The sequence below is a fragment of the Pantoea sp. UBA7232 genome (genome assembly GCF_002473195.1).
Taxonomy (GTDB): Bacteria; Pseudomonadota; Gammaproteobacteria; order Enterobacterales; family Enterobacteriaceae; genus Pantoea; species Pantoea eucrina.
In genome coordinates, this window is the sequence record NZ_DKTK01000014.1 from 86,812 (window position 1) to 106,174 (window position 19,363).

Below are 19,363 nucleotides of genomic sequence, written 5' to 3' on the forward strand. Positions count from 1 at the left end.
CCGGATTTTAAAGGTGCGAAAGTATATCACATTGCTTACGTACGGTGAACGTAAAGCGGGGTTTTCTGGCGCTTTTCGTTCATGCTGAGAGATGCCACCTGACGTTTAAGCGTTTATACTCAGAAGATATTTTGCCAGGAGTCGTTATTCAATGAGTGAACAACCGCAGGAAAGCCGTCAGAACGTCGATCACAGCGAGATTGCCAAGTTTGAAGCGGTCGCTTCGCGCTGGTGGGATCTGGAGGGTGAATTTAAGCCGCTGCACCGTATTAACCCGCTGCGTCTGGGCTGGATTGCGCAGCACAGCAACGGCCTGTTTGGTAAAAAAGTGCTCGATGTCGGCTGCGGCGGCGGCATTCTGGCAGAGAGCATGGCGCGTGAAGGCGCAGACGTAACCGGGCTGGATATGGGCGCGGAACCGCTGGCAGTCGCGCGTCTGCATGCTGAAGAGAACGGCGTCAGCGTCGATTATATTCAGCAGACGGTAGAGGATCATGCGAACAGCCATGCTGGCCAGTATGACGTAGTGACCTGCATGGAGATGCTGGAGCACGTACCCGATCCGCGCTCGGTTGTTATAGCCTGCGCCCGTCTGGTAAAACCAGGTGGTGAGGTCTTTTTCTCCACGATAAACCGCAATCCTAAAGCCTGGCTGCTGGCAATCTTCGGCGCCGAATATGTGCTGCGCATGCTGCCGCGCGGTACGCATGACGCCAAAAAATTTATCCGCCCGGCTGAATTACTGGACTGGGTAGACGAAACCACACTGCGCGAACGCCACATGATTGGCCTGCACTATAATCCGCTGACCAACAAGTTCCGTCTCGGACCAGGTGTGGACGTGAACTATATGATTCATACCCACGCTCAGGCTGATGCCGCAGGCGAAACACGCTGATAACAGAGGCCCGCTCTGCGGAGCGCGCCTCTCTTCTTCATCCCCGCTAGCCGATCTTCTCCGTTTCGTCTCTGCCTTAAGGACGGGTTCCGCGCCTTTGATTGAGATTTACGCGCTCAGTCATACTATTAAAAAAAAGTATGAAGCCGTTGACAGCTAACCCAGGCCTTATGCCACGCGGATCCAGGATTTTTCCCGGCTACCAGGACTGATTCTTTGCCAAAAATCAACTCTTGTTAAGCAAAGAATGCTGACTAAAATACTCACCATATAGTTAGTAAAACTTCCCGAACCCCCTATATATAGTGTTTATCCACAGGCTTACTCACAGCGAGCGGCTTGTGCATAGACCTTGTGAATAGTTAGGGGATAATTTCCTATTTCATGGACAGGTAAACACGCGACATGAACCAAAGTCTGCTCGTCACCAAACGCGATGGCCGTCAGGAACGCATTGATCTCGATAAAATTCACCGTGTACTCGACTGGGCGGCTGAAGGGCTGAACAATGTTTCAGTTTCTCAGGTTGAACTGCGCTCCCACATTCAGTTTTATGATGGCATCAGAACCTCTGATATCCATGAAACCATCATCAAAGCCGCAGCCGATCTGATTTCGCGCGATGCGCCAGATTACCAGTATCTGGCAGCACGTCTGGCTATCTTCCATCTGCGTAAAAAAGCCTATGGCCAGTTTGAGCCACCGAAGCTTTACGATCAGGTCGTGAAAATGGTGGAGCTGGGCAAATATGACCGCCACCTGCTGGAAGATTACAGCACCGAAGAGTTTGAGCTGATGGACAGCTACATCGATCACTGGCGCGATATGAACTTCTCTTACGCTGCGGTTAAGCAGCTGGAAGGAAAATATCTGGTGCAGAACCGCGTCAGCGGTGAGATCTATGAGAGCGCGCAGTTCCTGTATATCCTGGTCGCAGCCTGCCTGTTCTCAAACTATCCACGCGATACGCGCATGAGCTACATCAAGCGCTTTTATGACGCGATCTCCACCTTCAAGATCTCGCTGCCAACGCCAATCATGTCTGGCGTGCGCACCCCAACCCGTCAGTTCAGCTCCTGCGTCCTGATTGAGTGCGGCGACAGCCTGGACTCTATCAACGCCACCTCCAGCGCTATCGTGAAATATGTGTCACAGCGCGCCGGCATTGGCATTAACGCAGGCCGTATTCGTGCGCTGGGCAGCCCGATCCGCGGCGGCGAAGCGTTTCATACCGGCTGTATCCCGTTCTATAAGCATTTCCAGACGGCGGTGAAATCGTGCTCTCAGGGCGGCGTGCGCGGCGGTGCAGCGACGCTGTTCTACCCGATGTGGCATCTGGAAGTGGAAAGCCTGCTGGTGCTGAAAAACAACCGTGGCGTGGAAGGTAACCGCGTGCGCCACATGGACTACGGCGTTCAGATCAACAAGCTGATGTATACCCGCCTGCTGAAAGGCGAAGATATCACCCTGTTCAGCCCGTCAGATGTCCCGGGCCTGTATGATGCGTTCTTCGCCGATCAGGAAGAGTTTGAACGTCTCTACACCAAATATGAGAAAGATGAGAGCATCCGCAAGCAGCGTGTAAAAGCGGTCGATCTCTTCTCGCTGATGATGCAGGAGCGAGCCTCAACCGGTCGTATCTACATCCAGAACGTCGATCACTGCAATACCCACAGCCCGTTTGACCCGGCGATTGCGCCAGTGCGTCAGTCCAACCTCTGCCTTGAGATTGCGCTGCCAACCAAGCCGCTTGAGGATGTGAATGATGAGAACGGCGAAATTGCGCTCTGTACGCTTTCCGCCTTCAACCTCGGTGCCATCAACAGCCTCGACGACCTCGAAGAGCTGGCGGTGCTGGCGGTTCGCGCGCTCGATGCGCTGCTTGATTATCAGGACTATCCGATTCCGGCAGCACAGCGTGGTGCCATGGGTCGCCGTACGCTGGGTATTGGCGTCATTAACTACGCTTACTACCTGGCGAAGCACGGCGTACGCTACTCTGACGGCAGCGCTAACAATCTGACGCACAAAACCTTTGAGGCTATTCAGTACTATCTGCTGAAAGCATCAAATGAGCTGGCAAAAGAGCAAGGCGCCTGCCCGTGGTTTAAAGAGACGACCTATTCACAAGGTATTCTGCCGATTGATACCTATAAAAAGGATCTGGACGCCGTCTGCAATGAGCCGCTGCATCTCGACTGGGAAGCGCTGCGTGAATCGATCACCACGCACGGCCTGCGTAACTCCACGCTCTCTGCCCTGATGCCGTCAGAGACCTCTTCGCAGATCTCTAACGCCACTAACGGTATTGAACCGCCGCGCGGCCACATCAGTATTAAAGCGTCTAAAGATGGCATCCTGCGTCAGGTAGTGCCGGAGTATGAGCGTCTGAAAGATCAGTATGAGCTGCTGTGGGAAATGCCTTCTAATGATGGTTATCTGCAGCTGGTCGGCGTGATGCAGAAGTTTATCGATCAGGCGATCTCCTCAAACACGAACTACGATCCGGGCCGCTTTGCCAACGGTAAAGTACCGATGAAACAGCTGCTGAAAGATCTGCTTACCGCCTATAAGTTTGGTGTGAAGACGCTCTACTATCAAAACACCCGCGATGGCGCAGAAGATGCACAGGACGATCTGGCCCCGTCGATTCAGGATGATGGCTGCGAAAGCGGCGCCTGCAAAATCTGACCGGCGACGCGTACTTATGTCAGGGCTGGCGCTGCCAGCCCGCTTCACTTTTTGGACTTAGTCATGGCTTATACTACTTTTTCACAGAATAAAAACGATCAGCTGAAAGAGCCGATGTTCTTCGGCCAGTCCGTGAACGTGGCGCGTTTCGATCAGCAGAAATATGACATTTTTGAAAAGCTGATTGAGAAGCAGCTCTCTTTCTTCTGGCGTCCGGAAGAGGTCGACGTCTCACGCGATCGCATCGACTACCAGGCACTGCCGGATCACGAAAAGCATATCTTCATCAGCAACCTGAAGTATCAGACGCTGCTCGATTCTATCCAGGGCCGCAGCCCGAACGTCGCGCTGCTGCCGCTGATCTCTATCCCGGAGCTGGAAACCTGGATTGAGACCTGGGCGTTTTCTGAGACCATTCACTCACGCTCTTACACCCATATTATCCGCAACATCGTCAACGATCCGTCGCTGGTGTTTGATGATATCGTCACCAACGAGCAGATTCTGGCGCGCGCGCAGGATATCTCAAAGTACTACGACGATCTGATTGAGATGACCAACTACTGGCATCTGCTGGGCGAAGGCACGCATCAGGTTGCCGGTAAATCAGTCACCGTCAGCCTGCGTGCGCTGAAAAAGCAGCTCTATATCTGTCTGATGAGCGTTAACGCGCTGGAAGCGATTCGCTTTTACGTCAGCTTCGCCTGTTCATTCGCTTTCGCCGAACGTGAACTGATGGAAGGCAACGCCAAAATCATCAAGCTGATCGCGCGTGATGAAGCGCTGCACCTGACCGGCACCCAGCATATGCTGAACCTGCTGCGCAGTGGTGAAGACGATCCGGAGATGAAAGAGATTGCTGCGGAGTGCCGTGAAGAGTGCTTCGAGCTGTTTAAGAAGGCGGCACTGCAGGAGAAAGAGTGGGCAGAGTATCTGTTCAGCGGCGGCTCAATGATTGGTCTGAATAAAGATATTCTGTGCCAGTACATTGAGTACATCACCAATATCCGTATGCAGGCGGTGGGTCTCGATCTGCCCTTCCAGACCCGCTCCAACCCGATTCCATGGATCAACTCCTGGCTGGTGTCTGATAACGTGCAGGTAGCACCGCAGGAAGTGGAAGTCAGCTCCTATCTGGTGGGTCAGATTGACTCTGAAGTAGGCGAAGACGACTTCAACGATTTCCAGCTCTGAGCATGAGCCGCGCTGTTATTATCCTGCGCAGTTCAGGCTCCCGCCTGGAGTGCGCAGATGAACATCCTAATCTGCTGACCACGCTGGAGGCCCATAACCTCTGCGTGGAGTTTCAGTGCCGTGAAGGCTACTGCGGCTCCTGCCGTATGCGCCTGGTACGGGGCGAGGTCGATTACGCTGAAACCCCGCTGGCTTTTATTCAGCAGGGTGAAATCCTGCCCTGCTGCTGTAAAGCGCGCGGCGAGATTGAGATTGAGCTGTAACCGCCCTCGTCTGTTTTCTTTCACATCGTTCATGCGACAAGAAAGCCACTCTGGTCAGAGGGGCGCTGAACACGCCCGGAACGGCAACACCCGCTCCCTGCGGGCCTCGGCACGCGGCGTCCCTGCCGCGTGACGTCCGGCTTAGTTCAACGCCCCCTCTTCCCCTGTGCTTCTGTGCGGCTGTAAGAGCGAGTTATCTGACAGCTATGCAGAAGTCACAGGGCGCGGAAGCGACGGTGATTTGCAGCAGCCTCCGCGCCATGGATGGCGCGGCGGCAGGCCACCGTCACTTCCGCAACCAGGCTCCCTTTGCAAGCGATACCGGTTAAGCACTGACGTATCCGGTATGCCCCTTCGCAGGCGCAATCAGTGCTTTACCGTTTCCAGTATGTCGATCCAGCCGTGTCCGGTTGAAACTTCGCTGCCGTGCAGCCAGCGACGCAGCATGTTCATTGCCATCATCGCCACCACTTTCTGCCGGGTTTCCTGATTATGACGACCGTGTGAAAACTTCACCCGCTGTCCCCAGCCCGCTTCCGGCGTCTGCAGCGCAATCGCGATTTCTCCTTCGGCCAGCTCACCGACAGAGAGCGCCATAGCGCTGCCCTGCTCTGCCGCCAGCATGCGTGTCCGCTCAACCTGTGCTTCAAGTGTTTCTGCCTGCGGCGCCAGAATCTCGCCAGCACTTAGCGGCACGTCCGCGGCGGCCAGCTGCCAGTGCAGAAAGCCGGCGGTATACTGCTCACTGGTGGCGAGGCGAAACTCACGCTGCTGCAGCTCACGCGCCAGCAGCGCGGGCAGCCCTTCGGTGCCTTCGAAAATCGTACATTCGGCCAGCAGCAGCTTTACCTGCTGCCAGACCTGCTCCATCGCCACGCGCGCACTGGCAGGCCCGGTAAGCTTGATTTCGATAATCGGCATTGAAGAGCGGTAACCCATTACGACCCCTTCGGGCAGCGCCAGCGGCTCCAGCTCAGCCGCAATATCACTCTCGCCGCGGCCAAAGGTCGTCAGGCGCAGGCAGAGCGGGGGTTCAGGCAGGGTAAAACGTGCTTTCAGGCGCGGAATAATCTCCTGCTCCACCATCACTTTGAATTCTGACGGCACGCCCGGCGTAAAGAAAATCCAGCAGCGGTTGAGCTGGAGTGCGAAACCACAGGCGGTACCCACCGGGTTATTGATAAGCGTGGCGTTAGCCGGGATTTCAGCCTGTTTGCGATTGCTGGCGGCCATCACGCGACCGCGACTGGCAAACCAGGCTTCCATTTTTGCCAGCCATTCTGTCTGCAGCACCAGCTCGCAACCGCTGGCGGCCGCGGCGGCCTGCGCGCTCAAATCATCAGAGGTCGGCCCCAGTCCTCCGTTAACAATCAGCACATCTGCCACCTGGCTACGGCTCTGTAATGCATCAATCAGCGACGGCAGTGCATCACCCACGGTCATGCGGCTGGTCATCGGCAGGCCATGCTGAAACAGCACGTCCGCCAGCCAGGCGGCGTTGGTATCCACAATTTGTCCATGCAGCACTTCATCGCCCGTGGCGAGCATCTCAACACGTATCACGTTGCATTCTCCTTGTCCTGGTTACGCTTTACTGTAGAAAGCAGGCGAGGTAAACACAATCATCAGGAAGGGAAATCGGGAAAGAGGTCGTAAATAGCGAAGAAAGTATGGCAGGCGAAGCCGGGCGCAGCGTTGCGCGCGCCCGGCAGCGTATTAACGACGGGCCAGCAGTAAACCTACAAACAGGCCTGCAGCGGCGCCAATACCCACGCCCTGCCACGGTTTTTCATGCACGTAATCATCGGCACGATAGGCCGCCTGTTTGGCACGATAGTAGTAGCTGTCCGAAGCCTGACTGACGCGGCTCTTCACATCTTCCAGCGCCTGCTCAGCTTTTTGTTTGAGTTCAATATACTTCTGATCGGCCGGATCGCCGGACGCGCGCAGCACTTCTTCAAGCGTTTCAGTTAACAGCGCCAGATCGTCGTCAATACCTGATTCATAACGGTTATCAAATTGGTCTGAAGATGACATTATGCGGTTCCTCCGTGTTCATAACGTGTCGATTAACTATAGCCATAAATCATAACTTTGCTGGCCGAAATTGCGTCTGTGCGCTCCGTAAAAACGTGACGGCTTTGTAAAAACAGGCCGGATCCCCCTGATCGACAGAGAATCTGCTTCGTTTATTTGATTAATCTGATAAATTTTCCGGCGAGTGAATTTTTTGATTGCGCCACTGTCGTAACCCCCTGTAGCCCGACGCTAATCGTCTGGAAACAGACACAATACACCCGAGCAGCTAAGGATTAGAATTCCGGCATGAATCGTAGAAAATTTGTGAAAGCGTCCGTCGCTCTGTCAGCCCTGAGTGGCATGACCGGGCTCTCCTCGCTGTTTGCGCAATCTGCATGGGCCGATGACGGCATCGCCGACGGCAAAGCCGTGCGCTTCGATTTTGATGTATTGAAACAGAAGGCCGCCGCGCTGGCGAAAAAACCCTGGGGCGGTGCGCCCGGTGCGCTGCCTGACACGCTGGCGACCCTTACGCCGCAAGCGTACAACGAAATTCAGTATGACGCTCAGCACTCGCTGTGGAACAACGTCGCCGATCGCGAGCTGGACGTGCAGTTTTTCCACGTCGGCATGGGATTTAAACGGCGTATCCGCATGTTCTCTGTTGATGCGACCAGCCGCGAAGCACGGGAAATCCACTTTCGCCCGGAGCTGTTTAAGTATCATGACGCCGGCGTCGACACGCAGCAGCTGGCGGGTAAAAACGATCTCGGCTTTGCCGGTTTCCGCGCGTTTAAAAAGCCGGAGCTGGCGCGGCGTGATATCGTCTCTTTCCTCGGGGCCAGCTACTTCCGCGCCGTGGATGAAACCTATCAGTATGGCCTCTCCGCCCGCGGCGTTGCTGTTAACACGTTCAGCAACGGTCAGGAGGAGTTTCCTGATTTCACCGCGTTCTGGTTTGAAACGCCAAAAGCAGACGACACTACCTTTGTCGTGTATGCCCTGCTGGATGGTGCCAGCCTGACCGGTGCCTACAAATTCACCATTCACTGTGAAGAGAAACGCGTGGTGATGGAAGTGGAAAACCACCTCTATACACGTAAAGCGATTCGTCAGCTCGGCATTGCGCCGATGACCAGTATGTTCAGTTGCGGTACTAACGAACGCCGCATGTGCAACACCTACCATCCGCAGATCCATGACTCCGATCGCCTGGCGATGTGGAGCGGCAGCGGTGAATGGATCGCCCGTCCGCTTAATAACCCGCAGCGCCTGCAGTTCAACGCCTATAAAGATGAAAACCCGCGCGGCTTTGGTCTGCTGCAGCTGGATCACGACTTTAAAAATTATCAGGATGTGATTGGCTGGTACGACAAACGCCCGAGCCTGTGGGTCGAGCCAACCGGAAAATGGGGTAAAGGCGCGATTAATCTGATGGAGATCCCTACCACCGGGGAAACGCTGGATAACGTGGTCTGCTTCTGGCAGCCAGAGGAGCCGATTCAGGCGGGCAGCGAGCTGAACTTTGGCTATAAGCTCTACTGGAGCCAGCTGCCGCCGGTGCGCAGCGATCTGGCGCGCGTGGATGCGACCCGTACCGGCATTGGCGGTTTTCCCGAAGGCTGGGCGCCGGGTGAACATTTCCCGGAGACCTGGTGCCGCCGCTTTGCCGTAGATTTCATTGATGGCGACCTGAAAGCAGCCGCTGCCAGGGGCATTGAGCCGGTCATTACCGTTTCATCAGGCACGTTCAAACAGGTAGAGATCCTCTACGTTGAACCGATTAACGGTTATCGCATTCTGTTTGACTGGTATCCGAACAGCGATGCGACCACGCCTGTGGAGATGCGCCTGTTCCTGCGCACCAAAGATGAGACGCTGAGCGAAACCTGGCTCTACCAGTATTTTCCGCCACCGCCCGATCAGCGTAAATATACCGATGACCGGCAGATGACGCCGGGCTGATAACGATAACGGCGAGGCTTCCCTCGCCGTTATATTTTCTGCATGCCGATATGCGGAATCTCATCTTCAAGGTAAACAGCAGTGGCCGCCTGAAAACCGAGCCGGCCATAAAATCCCTCAAGGTGCGCCTGCGCCGACAGATAAATTGCCTGCCCGGGCCAGTGCGTTTCACAGCTGTTCAGCACCTGTTCCATCAGCCGGTAGCCCAGCTTCAGCCCGCGCGCCTCTTCAGAGACAATCACCCGCCCCACAACGACTGCCTTATCCGGCTGCGCGGGTGTCAGTATGCGCGCGCAGGCCAGCAGCTTCCCTTCAAGAAAACCGAGGATATGACGGTTTTCTGCAGCCAGATCCTGGCCATCCAGATCCTGATAGGGGCACTGCTGCTCCACAATAAAAACCCGGTTACGCAGCGCCAGCAGCGTATAGAGTTGCTGTGCCGTCAGTTCCTGGTGGTGGCAATCAAGCCATGCTATTTCCACAGATATCCTCCTCTTCAAATGACAATATTCTGAGACTACTCCGCCGGCCGAAGTCACACCATGATGGTAGCGGCCATCGATACAGATAAAAAAAATCAGGCCCGGAGGCCTGATTTTCGTCAGCAGAATGCATCGTTACATCAGCGGTTGCGCCATCTGCACCAGCCTGATGAGCGGCTGCGGATAAACACCCAGCAGCAGCACCAGAATGGCGGAGATCAGGACAACCACACCACCCGCGGTAAACGCCCAGTTAGCAGGCGTATCACGCGTATGCAGCTCTGGTGGGGTGAGATAGAGGCTCACCGTTACGCGCAGATAGTAGTACAGGCCGATGGCGCTGCCGGCAACGACTGCAGCAGTCAGCCACCAGAGATGCGCATTCACACCGGATGCGATAACGTAAAACTTACCGATAAAGCCCAGCGTCATCGGAATACCCGCCAGCGACAGCATCATCACCGTCATGACCGCTGAGAGTACCGGACGATGCCAGAACAGGCCGCGATAGGAATAGAGCGAGTCAGCATCCGGACCGCGATACGGGCTGGACATCAGGCTGACCACGCCAAACGCACCCAGGCTGCTGAACAGATAACCCGCCAGGTAGACGCCAGCCGTTTCCAGCGACAGCTGATGCGTTTTCACCGCAATCAGCGCGACCAGCAGATAGCCGAGATGAGCGATAGAGGAGTAGCCGAGCAGACGCTTAATGTTGCTCTGCGAAATCGCCATCAGGTTACCCACCAGGATAGAGACAAAGGCGATAATCCCCAGCACGGTGCGTACCGCTTCGCTGTCGGTCAGCGGCGCGTACATAAACAGGCGCATAATGACACCAAAGATAGCGATCTTGCTGGCGGTTGCCAGGAAGGTCGATACCGGTGCAGGCGCGCCCTGATAAACGTCCGGCGTCCAGAGGTGAAACGGCACCAGCGACAGCTTAAAGCCCAGGCCGATAATCATCATTCCCAGTCCCACCAGCAGCAGCGGCTGCTGGATCATGCTGTCGGTCAGGCTGTTACCCAGCTGAACAAAGCTCAGGCTGCCGGAATCGGCGTAGACCAGCGCAATACCAAACAGCAGAAACGACGAGGCGGCCGCAGAAAGAATGGTGTATTTCAGCGCCGCTTCCAGCGAACGTTTCTGCCGGAAGGCGTAGCCAATCAGGCCAAACAGCGGCAGGGAGAGCAGCTCAATACCGATAAACAGCGCGGCGAGATGGTTGGCACTTGCCAGCACCACGCCACCCAGCGCGGCAATCAGCACCAGCAGGTAAAACTCATCCTTGTTATCCGGGAAGCCCGCCAGCCAGGGATAGGCGAACGTACAGGTCGCCAGACTCGCCAGCATCACCAGCGCGGTATAAAACATGGAGTAGCCGTCAACGCGCAGCAGCGGCGTGACATCCATTGCGCCCGCCTGACCAACAAACCACAGCGACACCAGCGCAAGGTTCAGGCCAATAACGGTCAGCGTGGCATTAACGAAGTGGTTGCGTCGCCACGCAATGGACAGCATCACCACCACCACCGTCAGTCCGACGATCAACAGCGGCAGTAGCGCGATCAATTGTTGAGGAGTTATTGTCATGGCGAATTACGGCCTTGTAGTTGAAATTGAAGCGGTAAACCACTGCTGAATATTACTCATCGCAGCATGGGACGTATCGAGAATCGGCTGCGGGTAGACACCCAGCAGCACCAGCAGCACGACCAGCACGCCGATGGTGGCAAATTCGCGTACTGACATGCCCGGCAGCGGCTCTTTCGATTTCGCTTCGCCATAGTAAGCACGCTGCATCATGATTAGCGAGTAGACCGAGGCGAACACCAGCCCAAAGGTGGCAATCACGATAATCACAGGCACGACCTGGAAGCTGCCGGTCAGGATCATGAATTCGCCCACAAAGTTGCCGGTCCCCGGCATGCCGAGATTCGCTACCGCAAAAAAGAGTGACAGACCCGGGATCCATTTGATTCGCGACCACAGACCGCCCATCTGACGCATATCGCGGGTATGCAGACGTTCATACAGCTGGCCGCACAGAATAAACAGTGCCGCGGCTGAAAGACCGTGAGCAATCATCTGGATAACCGCGCCCTGGAAGGCCAGCTGGCTGCCGGTATAGATCGCGATCAGCACAAAGCCCATGTGCGAAATCGAGGTATAGGCGATCAGACGTTTAATATCGGTCTGCGAGAACGCCATCCAGGCACCATAGAAGATGCCGATAATGCCAAGCCACATCGCAATCGGTGCAAATTCAGCTGAAGCGTTCGGAAACAGCGGCAGGCTAAAGCGCAGCAGACCATAGGCTGCGGTTTTCAGCAGAATACCGGCCAGATCGACGGAGCCGGCAGTCGGCGCCTGACTGTGTGCATCGGGCAGCCAGCCATGAAGCGGCACCACCGGCATTTTCACCGCAAAGGCGATGAAGAAGCCCAGCATCAGCAGCCATTCGACATTGCGTGACATCGGCGTTTTCAGCAGCTCTTCATAGCTGAAGGTCCAGACGCCGGTCGCATTGTAGTGCACAAACACCAGCGCCAGAATCGCAATCAGCATCACCAGACCAGACGCCTGGGTGTAAATAAAGAACTTGGTCGCCGCCGTGATACGGGTTTTACCATCCGACGCTTTATGTCCCCAGAGCGCGATGAGGAAATACATCGGCACCAGCATCATCTCCCAGAAGAAGAAGAACAGGAACATGTCGATGGCAAGGAATACGCCGATAACGCCGCCCAGGATCCACATCAGGTTGAGGTGGAAAAAGCCCTGATACTTCTCAATCTCATTCCATGAGCAGAGGACTGCCATCAGGCCCAGCAGACCGGTCAGTACCACCATCAGCAGTGACAAACCATCAATTGCCAGGTGGAAGCGAATACCAAAGCGCGGGATCCACGCAACATCAAAGCTTGATTGCCACTGCGGCAGACCGCTGGCCTGCGTCAGCGAATAGCCCCCCTGCAGCCACAGCTGCAGGCCAAGCGCCAGCGTGAGCCCCATGGTGATCAGGGCGATCCAGCGCGGTACTTTTGCGCCAAGCCGTTCAGCCAGCCAGCAGAGCAGGCCCCCGACGAAAGGTATTATTATTAGCCAAGGTAATAGCACGGCATACTTCCCTTTTTTTAACCTGGTTTCGAGCTATCCTGCTTGCCCGTTTCGTTTCCGGCAGTGCCTGCAATCCTTACGTACATCAGTACGCTCCGGTTGCTGTGCGCTGGCGATAACGAAACGGGCTGCGCCGATTACGCTTCGTCATTCAGGCAATTTTCACATTCGCTATCAGGAAGAGAAGCAGTTTCTGTCATCTTCTCTTCCAAGCCCATCAATCTTTACATCACCAGCATCAGGGCAAGCACCACAACGGCACCCACACTCATGGAGGCAACATACCAGCGCAGGTACCCGTTCTCGCTGACAACCAGACCTTTATTACCAATACGCGACAGCAGCGCAGGCAGGTTCATCAGTGAGTTCAGCGGATCGCGCTGCAGCAGCCAGGCGATACCGAGATAGGGTTTGACAAAGACTTTGTCATACAGCCAGTCAAAGCCCCACGCGGCAAACCACCAGGTGCCGAAGAAGCGGCCCGGTGCGCTGTTGGCTACGCGGGTCACCAGCTGACGCTTGCCCAGCCAGAGTGCAGCAGCAATCAGAATACCGCTGACAGCGACCAAGCCTGAGGCGATCTCCAGTGCCATTTTGCCGTTTTCACCAAATTCATTTTCCGGCAGTACGCCTGCCAGCGGAGGCGTTATCAGCGCGCCAATGAAGGTGGAGAGAATCAGCAGCACAATCAGCGGCAGATGATGGGTAATGCCTTTACCGGCATGCGCGTGGATCTTCTCTTCGCCGTGGAACACGATAAAGATCATGCGGAAGGTATAGATAGAGGTAAGGAATGCCCCGACCAGACCGGCAACCATCAGATTGATGTGACCATTAGCCAGCGCACCAAACAGGATCTCATCTTTACTGTAGAAGCCTGCGGTAATAAGCGGCAGCGCAGCCAGCGCGGCACCGCCCACCAGGAAGCAGGCATAAACCAGCGGAATGCTCTTGCGCAGGCCACCCATTTTGAAGATGTTCTGCTCATGATGGCACGCCAGAATAACGGAGCCAGACGAGAGGAACAGCAGCGCTTTAAAGAATGCGTGCGTCATCAGATGGAAAATCGCCGCATCCCACGCCTGCACGCCCAGCGCCAGAAACATGTAGCCAATCTGACTCATGGTTGAGTAAGCCAGGACGCGCTTGATATCGGTCTGAACCAGCGCAGCAAAGCCCGCCAGTACCAGCGTGATAGCCCCGACAATGCCCACCAGGTGCAGAACGTCAGGCGTCAGCAGGAACAGGCCGTGGGTACGGGCGATCAGATAGACGCCCGCCGTTACCATGGTTGCCGCATGGATCAGCGCTGAAACCGGCGTCGGACCCGCCATCGCATCCGCCAGCCAGGTCTGCAGCGGCAGCTGAGCCGATTTACCTACCGCGCCACCCAGCAGCATCAGGGTCGCCCACTGCAGCATGCTGTTGTCGGCGGCAAAGTGTGCCGGTGCCAGCGCCATCAGCTCGCGGAAGTTCAGCGTGCCGAGTTCGTTGTAGAGAATAAACAGCGCAAAGGCCAGGAACACATCGCCCACGCGGGTGATGATAAAGGCTTTCATGGCCGCTTTGCCGTTGTCCGGATTGCTGTAGTAGAAGCCGATCAGCAGATAGGAGCAGAGCCCTACCCCTTCCCAGCCGAGGTACATCAGCATCAGGTTATCAGCCAGAACCAGTACTACCATGCTGGCGATAAACAGGTTGGTATAGGCGAAGAAGCGCGAATAGCCCTCTTCACCACGCATATACCAGGAGGCGAACATATGGATAAAGAAGCCGACGCCGGTGACGACAGAGAGCATGGTCAGCGACAGGCCATCCAGCACCAGGTTCACTTTAATGTCAAAGTTGCCAACCTGCATCCAGGTCCACAATGCCTGCGTAAACGGCTGTTGCCCCTGACTGAAAAACTCCATGCCCGCATAGAGCGTGGTCAGGGCTGAAAGACCGACCGACCCCATTCCGACAGCGGCTGACAGGTTCTCCGACCAGCGGCCCCGGGAAAACGCTAACAGCAAAAAGCCAATTAGCGGAAACAGTACAGTTAAATAGAGAAGATTCATCCGCGCATCTCGCTCACTGTGTCAATGTTCAGCGTCTGACGACGACGATAGAGCTGCAGCAGCAGAGCCAGGCCAATACTCGCTTCCGCTGCCGCAAGGCTGATTGCCAGGATATACATCACCTGACCATCTGCCTGTCCCCAATAGCTGCCCGCTACCACCAGCGCCAGCGCTGCGGCGTTGATCATGATCTCCAGACCAATCAGCATAAAGAGCAGATTACGGCGCAGCACCAGCGAGGTCAGGCCGAGAACAAAGAGCACCGCAGCCAGAATCAGGCCATGTTGTAATGGGATCATGCCTGTCCCTCCTTATTGGATGCCGCATCCGTGACGCGATGGCTCATCACTTCAGCGTGACGATCGTCGCGACCGATATGGAAGGCCACCACCAGGCCTGCCAGCAGCAGCATTGAAGCCAGCTCAACTGCCAGAACATACGGGCCAAACAGGCTGATACCGACCGCTTTTGCATCGATAACCGTGCCATCAATACCCTGATCGGTGGCGGTGAGAATAGCGTAAACCATCACCACCAGCAGCAGCGCTGAAACGATGCCGGGTCCCACCCAGAGCGAGGGCTTAAGCCACTCGCGTTCCTGCTCCTGCTGCTGCTTGCCGAGATTAAGCATCATCACCACAAACACAAACAGCACCATAATGGCACCGGCGTATACGATAATTTCCAGCGCGCCTGCAAAGTAGGCACCCATGGCAAAAAACGCGCCGGCAATCGACAGCAGCGAAACAATCAGGTACAGCAGCGCGTGTACCGGGTTCGTATGCGTGATAACGCGCAGCGTCGTCAGCACCGCCACCAGTCCGCAAAGATAAAACGCAAATTCCATACCTGGCTCCTTAAGGTAGTAACCCTTTGACGTCGATCGGTTTGGCTTCGTTTTCCGCGTCGCCCTTCTCTTTTCCGTCGATCGCCATACCCGCCATACGATAGAAATTGTATTCCGGGTATTTGCCGGGTCCCGAGATCAGCAGATCCTGCTTCTCATACACCAGGTCCTGACGCTTAAACTCACCCAGCTCAAAATCAGGGGTCAGCTGAATCGCAGTGGTCGGACAGGCTTCTTCACACAGGCCACAAAAAATGCAGCGTGAAAAGTTGATGCGAAAGAATTCCGGATACCAGCGGCCATCCTGCGTCTCTGCTTTCTGCAGCGAGATACAGCCGACCGGGCAGGCTACTGCGCAGAGGTTACAGGCAACGCAGCGCTCTTCACCGTCAGGATCGCGCGTCAGCACAATGCGACCACGATAGCGCGGCGGCAGATAGACCGGCTCTTCCGGATACATCTGCGTTTCGCGTTTGGCAAAGGCGTGCATGCCGATCATCCAGATACTGCGCACTGTCGTGCCGAAGCCAACGACAATATCTTTTAATGTCATCTCAATACCCCTTACTGCGCGTTGTACAGAATCACTGCGGCGGTCGCCAGCAGGTTCAACAGCGTCAACGGCAGACAAACTTTCCAGCCGAACGACAGCACCTGGTCATAGCGTGGACGCGGCAGCGCAGCACGGATCAGGATAAACATCACCATGAAGAACGCCGTTTTCAGGGCGAACCAGATGAATGGCGGCAGGAAAGGTCCATGCCAGCCGCCAAAGAACAGCGTGACAATCAGCGCGGAAACCGTGGTAATGGCGACATATTCACCCACAAAGAACAGACCGAACTTCATACCGGCATATTCAATATGGTAACCGTCAGCCAGCTCCTGTTCCGCTTCCGGCTGGTCAAACGGATGACGGTGACACACCGCTACCCCGGCAATACAGAAGGTCACAAAGCCAAAGAACTGCGGAATGATGTTCCAGAGGTGCGTCTGGTTTTCAACAATCGCATTCAGGTTAAACGATCCCGCCTGCGCCACTACGCCCATCAGCGACAGGCCAAGAAACACCTCATAGCTCAGCGTCTGCGCAGAGGCACGCATCGCACCCAGCAGCGAGTATTTGTTGTTACTCGACCAGCCGGCAAACAGCACGGCGTAGACGGCCAGACCCGCCATCATCAGGAAGAACAGCAGACCGATGTTCAGATCCGTGACCATCCAGGTGGGTGAAACCGGTACAATCGCAAAGGCCAGCAGCAGCGATACAAAAGCAATAACCGGTGCCAGAGTAAAGATGAAGCGGTCGGTAAACGGCGGTACCCAGTCCTCTTTAAAGAACATTTTGATCATATCCGCCGCCAGCTGGAGTGAACCGCCCCAGCCGACACGGTTAGGTCCGTAGCGGTTCTGCCATAAGCCGAGCAAACGACGCTCGGCAAAGCTCATGAACGCCCCGCAGGCTACCACGACCAGCAAAATTACAATCGCCTTAACCACCTGCAGAATGATGTCGATAACGTCCGATGTCAGCCAGCTCATTGCGCAGCCTCCTGCAGTTGATCAATTTGCGCATGCGCAAGGAACGGCGGCACACCCGGCATGCCGAGCGGCAGACCAATCTGACCCGGCTGCAGGAAAGCGGAGAAGCGTACCGGCAGGCGCAGTGTTTCGCCGGCGCAAACCAGCTCTGCGGCAGCGCCGTGATTGACGCCAAGCTTCTCTGCATCCGTTGGGTTAATCACCAGCTCAGCCGGGACCATACGCTTCTGGAACGTCGGAGAGCGCTGCGTCATCTCTTCACTGCCAAACAGCCGGTAGTAAGGCGCAACGCGGAAATGGCTGCCGCTGGCAAACCGCTCCGGCACGTTGCTAAACCACGGCAGTGAGCCTTCGCCCGCTTCAAACAGCCGGACACCCGGATCGCCATTCCGCAGTTTGCCGCCAACTTCATCCTGGAATTTGTTCCACGCCTGCGGTGAGTTCCAGCCCGGCGCCCAGGCAAAGGGGATCTGCGAGCGCGGTGCTTCAGGCTGGTTGTTCCCTTCCATTGAGAAGGCAAACATAGTGTCTTTATCCTGCGGCTGACGTGGCTCATGTACGCTGATATTGGCGCGGGCGGCAGTACGACCGCTGGCGCGATGCGGTGAACGCGCCAGCTTCTGACCGCGAATGCGGAAGCTGGCATCCGGTGCCGCATCTTTGATGCCTTTCAGCTGCGGCAGCGCAATAATCGCCGCATCAATCACGTGATCCAGCTGCGTCCAGTCGATATGACGGCTCTCCAGCGCGCTGTGCAGCGAATGCAGCCAGCGCCAGCTTTCCAGCATCACAATGCTGTTGTCATAGTAAGCGGGATCGTAAACCTGGAAGAAGCGCTGCGCGCGACCTTCATGGTTGATTGAGGTGCCATCACTTTCAGCGAAGCTGGCTGCGGAGAGCACCATACCGGCTTTCTCCAGCGTGGCGGTCCGCTGATGGTCAACCACAATCACGCCTGACGCCTTCTGCAGCGCAGCGTCGACGCGGGCTTTCGGTGCATGGCGATAGAGATCGTTCTCCAGCACCACCAGCGCATCCGCTTCGCCGTTTGTCAGCTGATCCAGCGCCGCATCCAGCGAGTAACCGCCCATCATGCCCAGGCCCATGCTATTAGCCGCGCCGGCCAGCAGGGTTATCCCTACATCAGCACCGCGGGCTTTCAGCGCTTTCGCCACGTTTGCAGCCGCCTCAATCATCGCGGTCGTGCCGGAGTGGGTGCCGGAGATAATCAGCGGCTTTTTCGCCCCTGCCAGCGCCTGCACTACCACATCAATTTTGCTGCTGAGTGACTTATCGATATCACTTACCGCGGGTGCGCTCTCATCCAGCGCGCTGGCGATGGCAAACCCGAGGCGCGCCTGATCTTCTACCGGGGCGCGATAGCTCCACGCCGCAATATCATCCAGACGGGTTTCATCGACGTTAGTGACAAACAGCGGATGTTTCGCATGCTGACCGATATTCAGGATGGCGGCGATCTGCCAGTCTGCAACTTTCTGCGCGGCTGCCATCTCGCGTGCTTTGCCTTTTACGGCCTGGCGCACTGACAGCGCGACGCGCGCGCCCACCTGCGTCAGATCTTCGCCCAGCACCAGCACGGCATCGTAACTTTCCATTTCGCGCAGTGAAGGCGTATAGATACCGCTGTTCTGCAGTACGTTCAGCATCAGTTCAACACGCGCCTGCTCTCCTGCCGGCATACCGGTTGAGAAGTTGCCGGCACCCACCAGCTCACGCAGGGCAAAGTTGCTCTCAATGCTGGCACGGGGTGAGCCGATACCGATCACGCGTTTCGCCTGACGCAGCATGTCAGCCGCAGCGTTAACCGCCTGCTCTGCGTTCAGCGTAATCGTATCGCTGCCGCGCAGCTGATGCGGGTGACGCGGGCGATCTTTGCGGTTGACATAGCCATAGCCAAAACGACCGCGATCGCAGAGGAAGTAGTGGTTTACCGTGCCGTTATAACGGTTTTCAATACGACGCAGCTCGCCATAGCGCTCGCCAGGACTGGTGTTACAGCCGACGCTGCACTGCTGGCAGATGCTGGGCGCAAACTGCATATCCCATTTACGGTTATAGCGCTCAGAGTGCGTTTTATCGGTAAACACGCCAGTCGGGCAGATCTCAACCAGGTTACCCGAAAATTCGCTCTCCAGCGTGCCATCTTCCGGACGACCAAAGTAGACGTTATCGTGTGCGCCATAGACGCCCAGATCTTTGCCGTCAGCATAATCTTTGTAATAGCGAACGCAGCGATAGCAGGCGATACAGCGGTTCATCTC

The 19,363-nt window shown here is 56.1% G+C and carries 16 protein-coding genes; 5 read left to right on the plus strand and 11 right to left on the minus strand.

Annotated features, from left to right (window positions below):
• The first annotated feature begins 151 nt into the window (after positions 1–151).
• The 4 genes from ubiG to yfaE all read left to right on the plus strand — a co-directional run bounded on the left by ubiG (position 152) and on the right by yfaE (position 5,046).
• Positions 152–898, plus strand: a complete 747-nt coding sequence (gene ubiG / locus B4056_RS13380) for a bifunctional 2-polyprenyl-6-hydroxyphenol methylase/3-demethylubiquinol 3-O-methyltransferase UbiG (RefSeq protein WP_288654985.1) — start codon at positions 152–154, stop codon at positions 896–898.
• A gap of 405 nt (positions 899–1,303) precedes the next feature.
• The gene (gene nrdA / locus B4056_RS13385) at positions 1,304–3,589 is read left to right on the plus strand and encodes a class 1a ribonucleoside-diphosphate reductase subunit alpha (RefSeq protein WP_039385532.1); all 2,286 of its coding nucleotides are present in this window, start codon (positions 1,304–1,306) and stop codon (positions 3,587–3,589) included.
• Positions 3,590–3,652: 63 nt separating this feature from the next.
• Positions 3,653–4,783 carry a class Ia ribonucleoside-diphosphate reductase subunit beta gene (gene nrdB / locus B4056_RS13390; RefSeq protein ID WP_039385534.1) on the plus strand — a complete coding sequence of 377 codons (1,131 nt, stop codon included), beginning with the start codon at positions 3,653–3,655 and terminating at the stop codon, positions 4,781–4,783.
• A gap of 2 nt (positions 4,784–4,785) precedes the next feature.
• A complete protein-coding gene (gene yfaE, locus B4056_RS13395; protein ID WP_094111125.1) occupies positions 4,786–5,046 on the plus strand; it encodes a class I ribonucleotide reductase maintenance protein YfaE in 261 nt (86 codons plus the stop codon).
• 366 nt (positions 5,047–5,412) lie between these two features.
• Here yfaE and B4056_RS13400 read toward each other — a convergent pair whose 3' ends face one another.
• Positions 5,413–6,609, minus strand: coding sequence for a nicotinamide mononucleotide deamidase-related protein YfaY (locus B4056_RS13400; protein ID WP_288654987.1), 1,197 nt, complete (start codon positions 6,607–6,609; stop codon positions 5,413–5,415).
• A gap of 153 nt (positions 6,610–6,762) precedes the next feature.
• Positions 6,763–7,083, minus strand: coding sequence for a stress response protein ElaB (gene elaB / locus B4056_RS13405; protein WP_039385541.1), 321 nt, complete (start codon positions 7,081–7,083; stop codon positions 6,763–6,765).
• A gap of 288 nt (positions 7,084–7,371) precedes the next feature.
• Between elaB and B4056_RS13410 the strand changes: the two genes are divergently transcribed.
• Positions 7,372–9,030: a glucan biosynthesis protein D gene (locus tag B4056_RS13410; protein ID WP_288654989.1), complete on the plus strand. Its 1,659-nt coding sequence runs from the start codon at positions 7,372–7,374 to the stop codon at positions 9,028–9,030.
• Positions 9,031–9,059: 29 nt separating this feature from the next.
• On the opposite strand, the gene B4056_RS13415 is transcribed toward B4056_RS13410, so the two are convergent.
• The 9 genes from B4056_RS13415 to B4056_RS13455 all read right to left on the minus strand — a co-directional run.
• Entirely contained in the window at positions 9,060–9,512 is a 453-nt protein-coding gene (locus B4056_RS13415) for a GNAT family N-acetyltransferase (RefSeq protein WP_288654991.1), read from the minus strand.
• A 135-nt stretch (positions 9,513–9,647) separates the two neighbouring features.
• Positions 9,648–11,105: an NADH-quinone oxidoreductase subunit NuoN gene (nuoN, locus tag B4056_RS13420; RefSeq protein WP_039385550.1), complete on the minus strand. Its 1,458-nt coding sequence runs from the start codon at positions 11,103–11,105 to the stop codon at positions 9,648–9,650.
• 6 nt (positions 11,106–11,111) lie between these two features.
• Entirely contained in the window at positions 11,112–12,632 is a 1,521-nt protein-coding gene (nuoM, locus tag B4056_RS13425) for an NADH-quinone oxidoreductase subunit M (RefSeq protein WP_039385553.1), read from the minus strand.
• Between the two features lie 224 nt (positions 12,633–12,856).
• The gene (nuoL, locus tag B4056_RS13430) at positions 12,857–14,692 is read right to left on the minus strand and encodes an NADH-quinone oxidoreductase subunit L (RefSeq protein WP_094111123.1); all 1,836 of its coding nucleotides are present in this window, start codon (positions 14,690–14,692) and stop codon (positions 12,857–12,859) included.
• Positions 14,689–14,991, minus strand: coding sequence for an NADH-quinone oxidoreductase subunit NuoK (gene nuoK / locus B4056_RS13435; RefSeq protein ID WP_013509877.1), 303 nt, complete (start codon positions 14,989–14,991; stop codon positions 14,689–14,691). The genes nuoL and nuoK overlap by 4 nt, the downstream gene beginning before the upstream one ends.
• Positions 14,988–15,539, minus strand: coding sequence for an NADH-quinone oxidoreductase subunit J (nuoJ, locus tag B4056_RS13440; protein ID WP_039385563.1), 552 nt, complete (start codon positions 15,537–15,539; stop codon positions 14,988–14,990). The genes nuoK and nuoJ overlap by 4 nt, the downstream gene beginning before the upstream one ends.
• 10 nt (positions 15,540–15,549) lie before the next feature.
• On the minus strand, positions 15,550–16,092 hold the full coding sequence (gene nuoI / locus B4056_RS13445; protein WP_039385566.1) for an NADH-quinone oxidoreductase subunit NuoI: 543 nt from the start codon (positions 16,090–16,092) through the stop codon (positions 15,550–15,552).
• 11 nt (positions 16,093–16,103) lie between these two features.
• Positions 16,104–17,081, minus strand: a complete 978-nt coding sequence (gene nuoH, locus B4056_RS13450) for an NADH-quinone oxidoreductase subunit NuoH (protein ID WP_039385568.1) — start codon at positions 17,079–17,081, stop codon at positions 16,104–16,106.
• A partial coding sequence (locus B4056_RS13455; RefSeq protein WP_288654994.1) for a molybdopterin-dependent oxidoreductase occupies positions 17,078–19,363 on the minus strand: 2,286 nt, incomplete at its 5' end. The genes B4056_RS13455 and nuoH, both read right to left, overlap by 4 nt.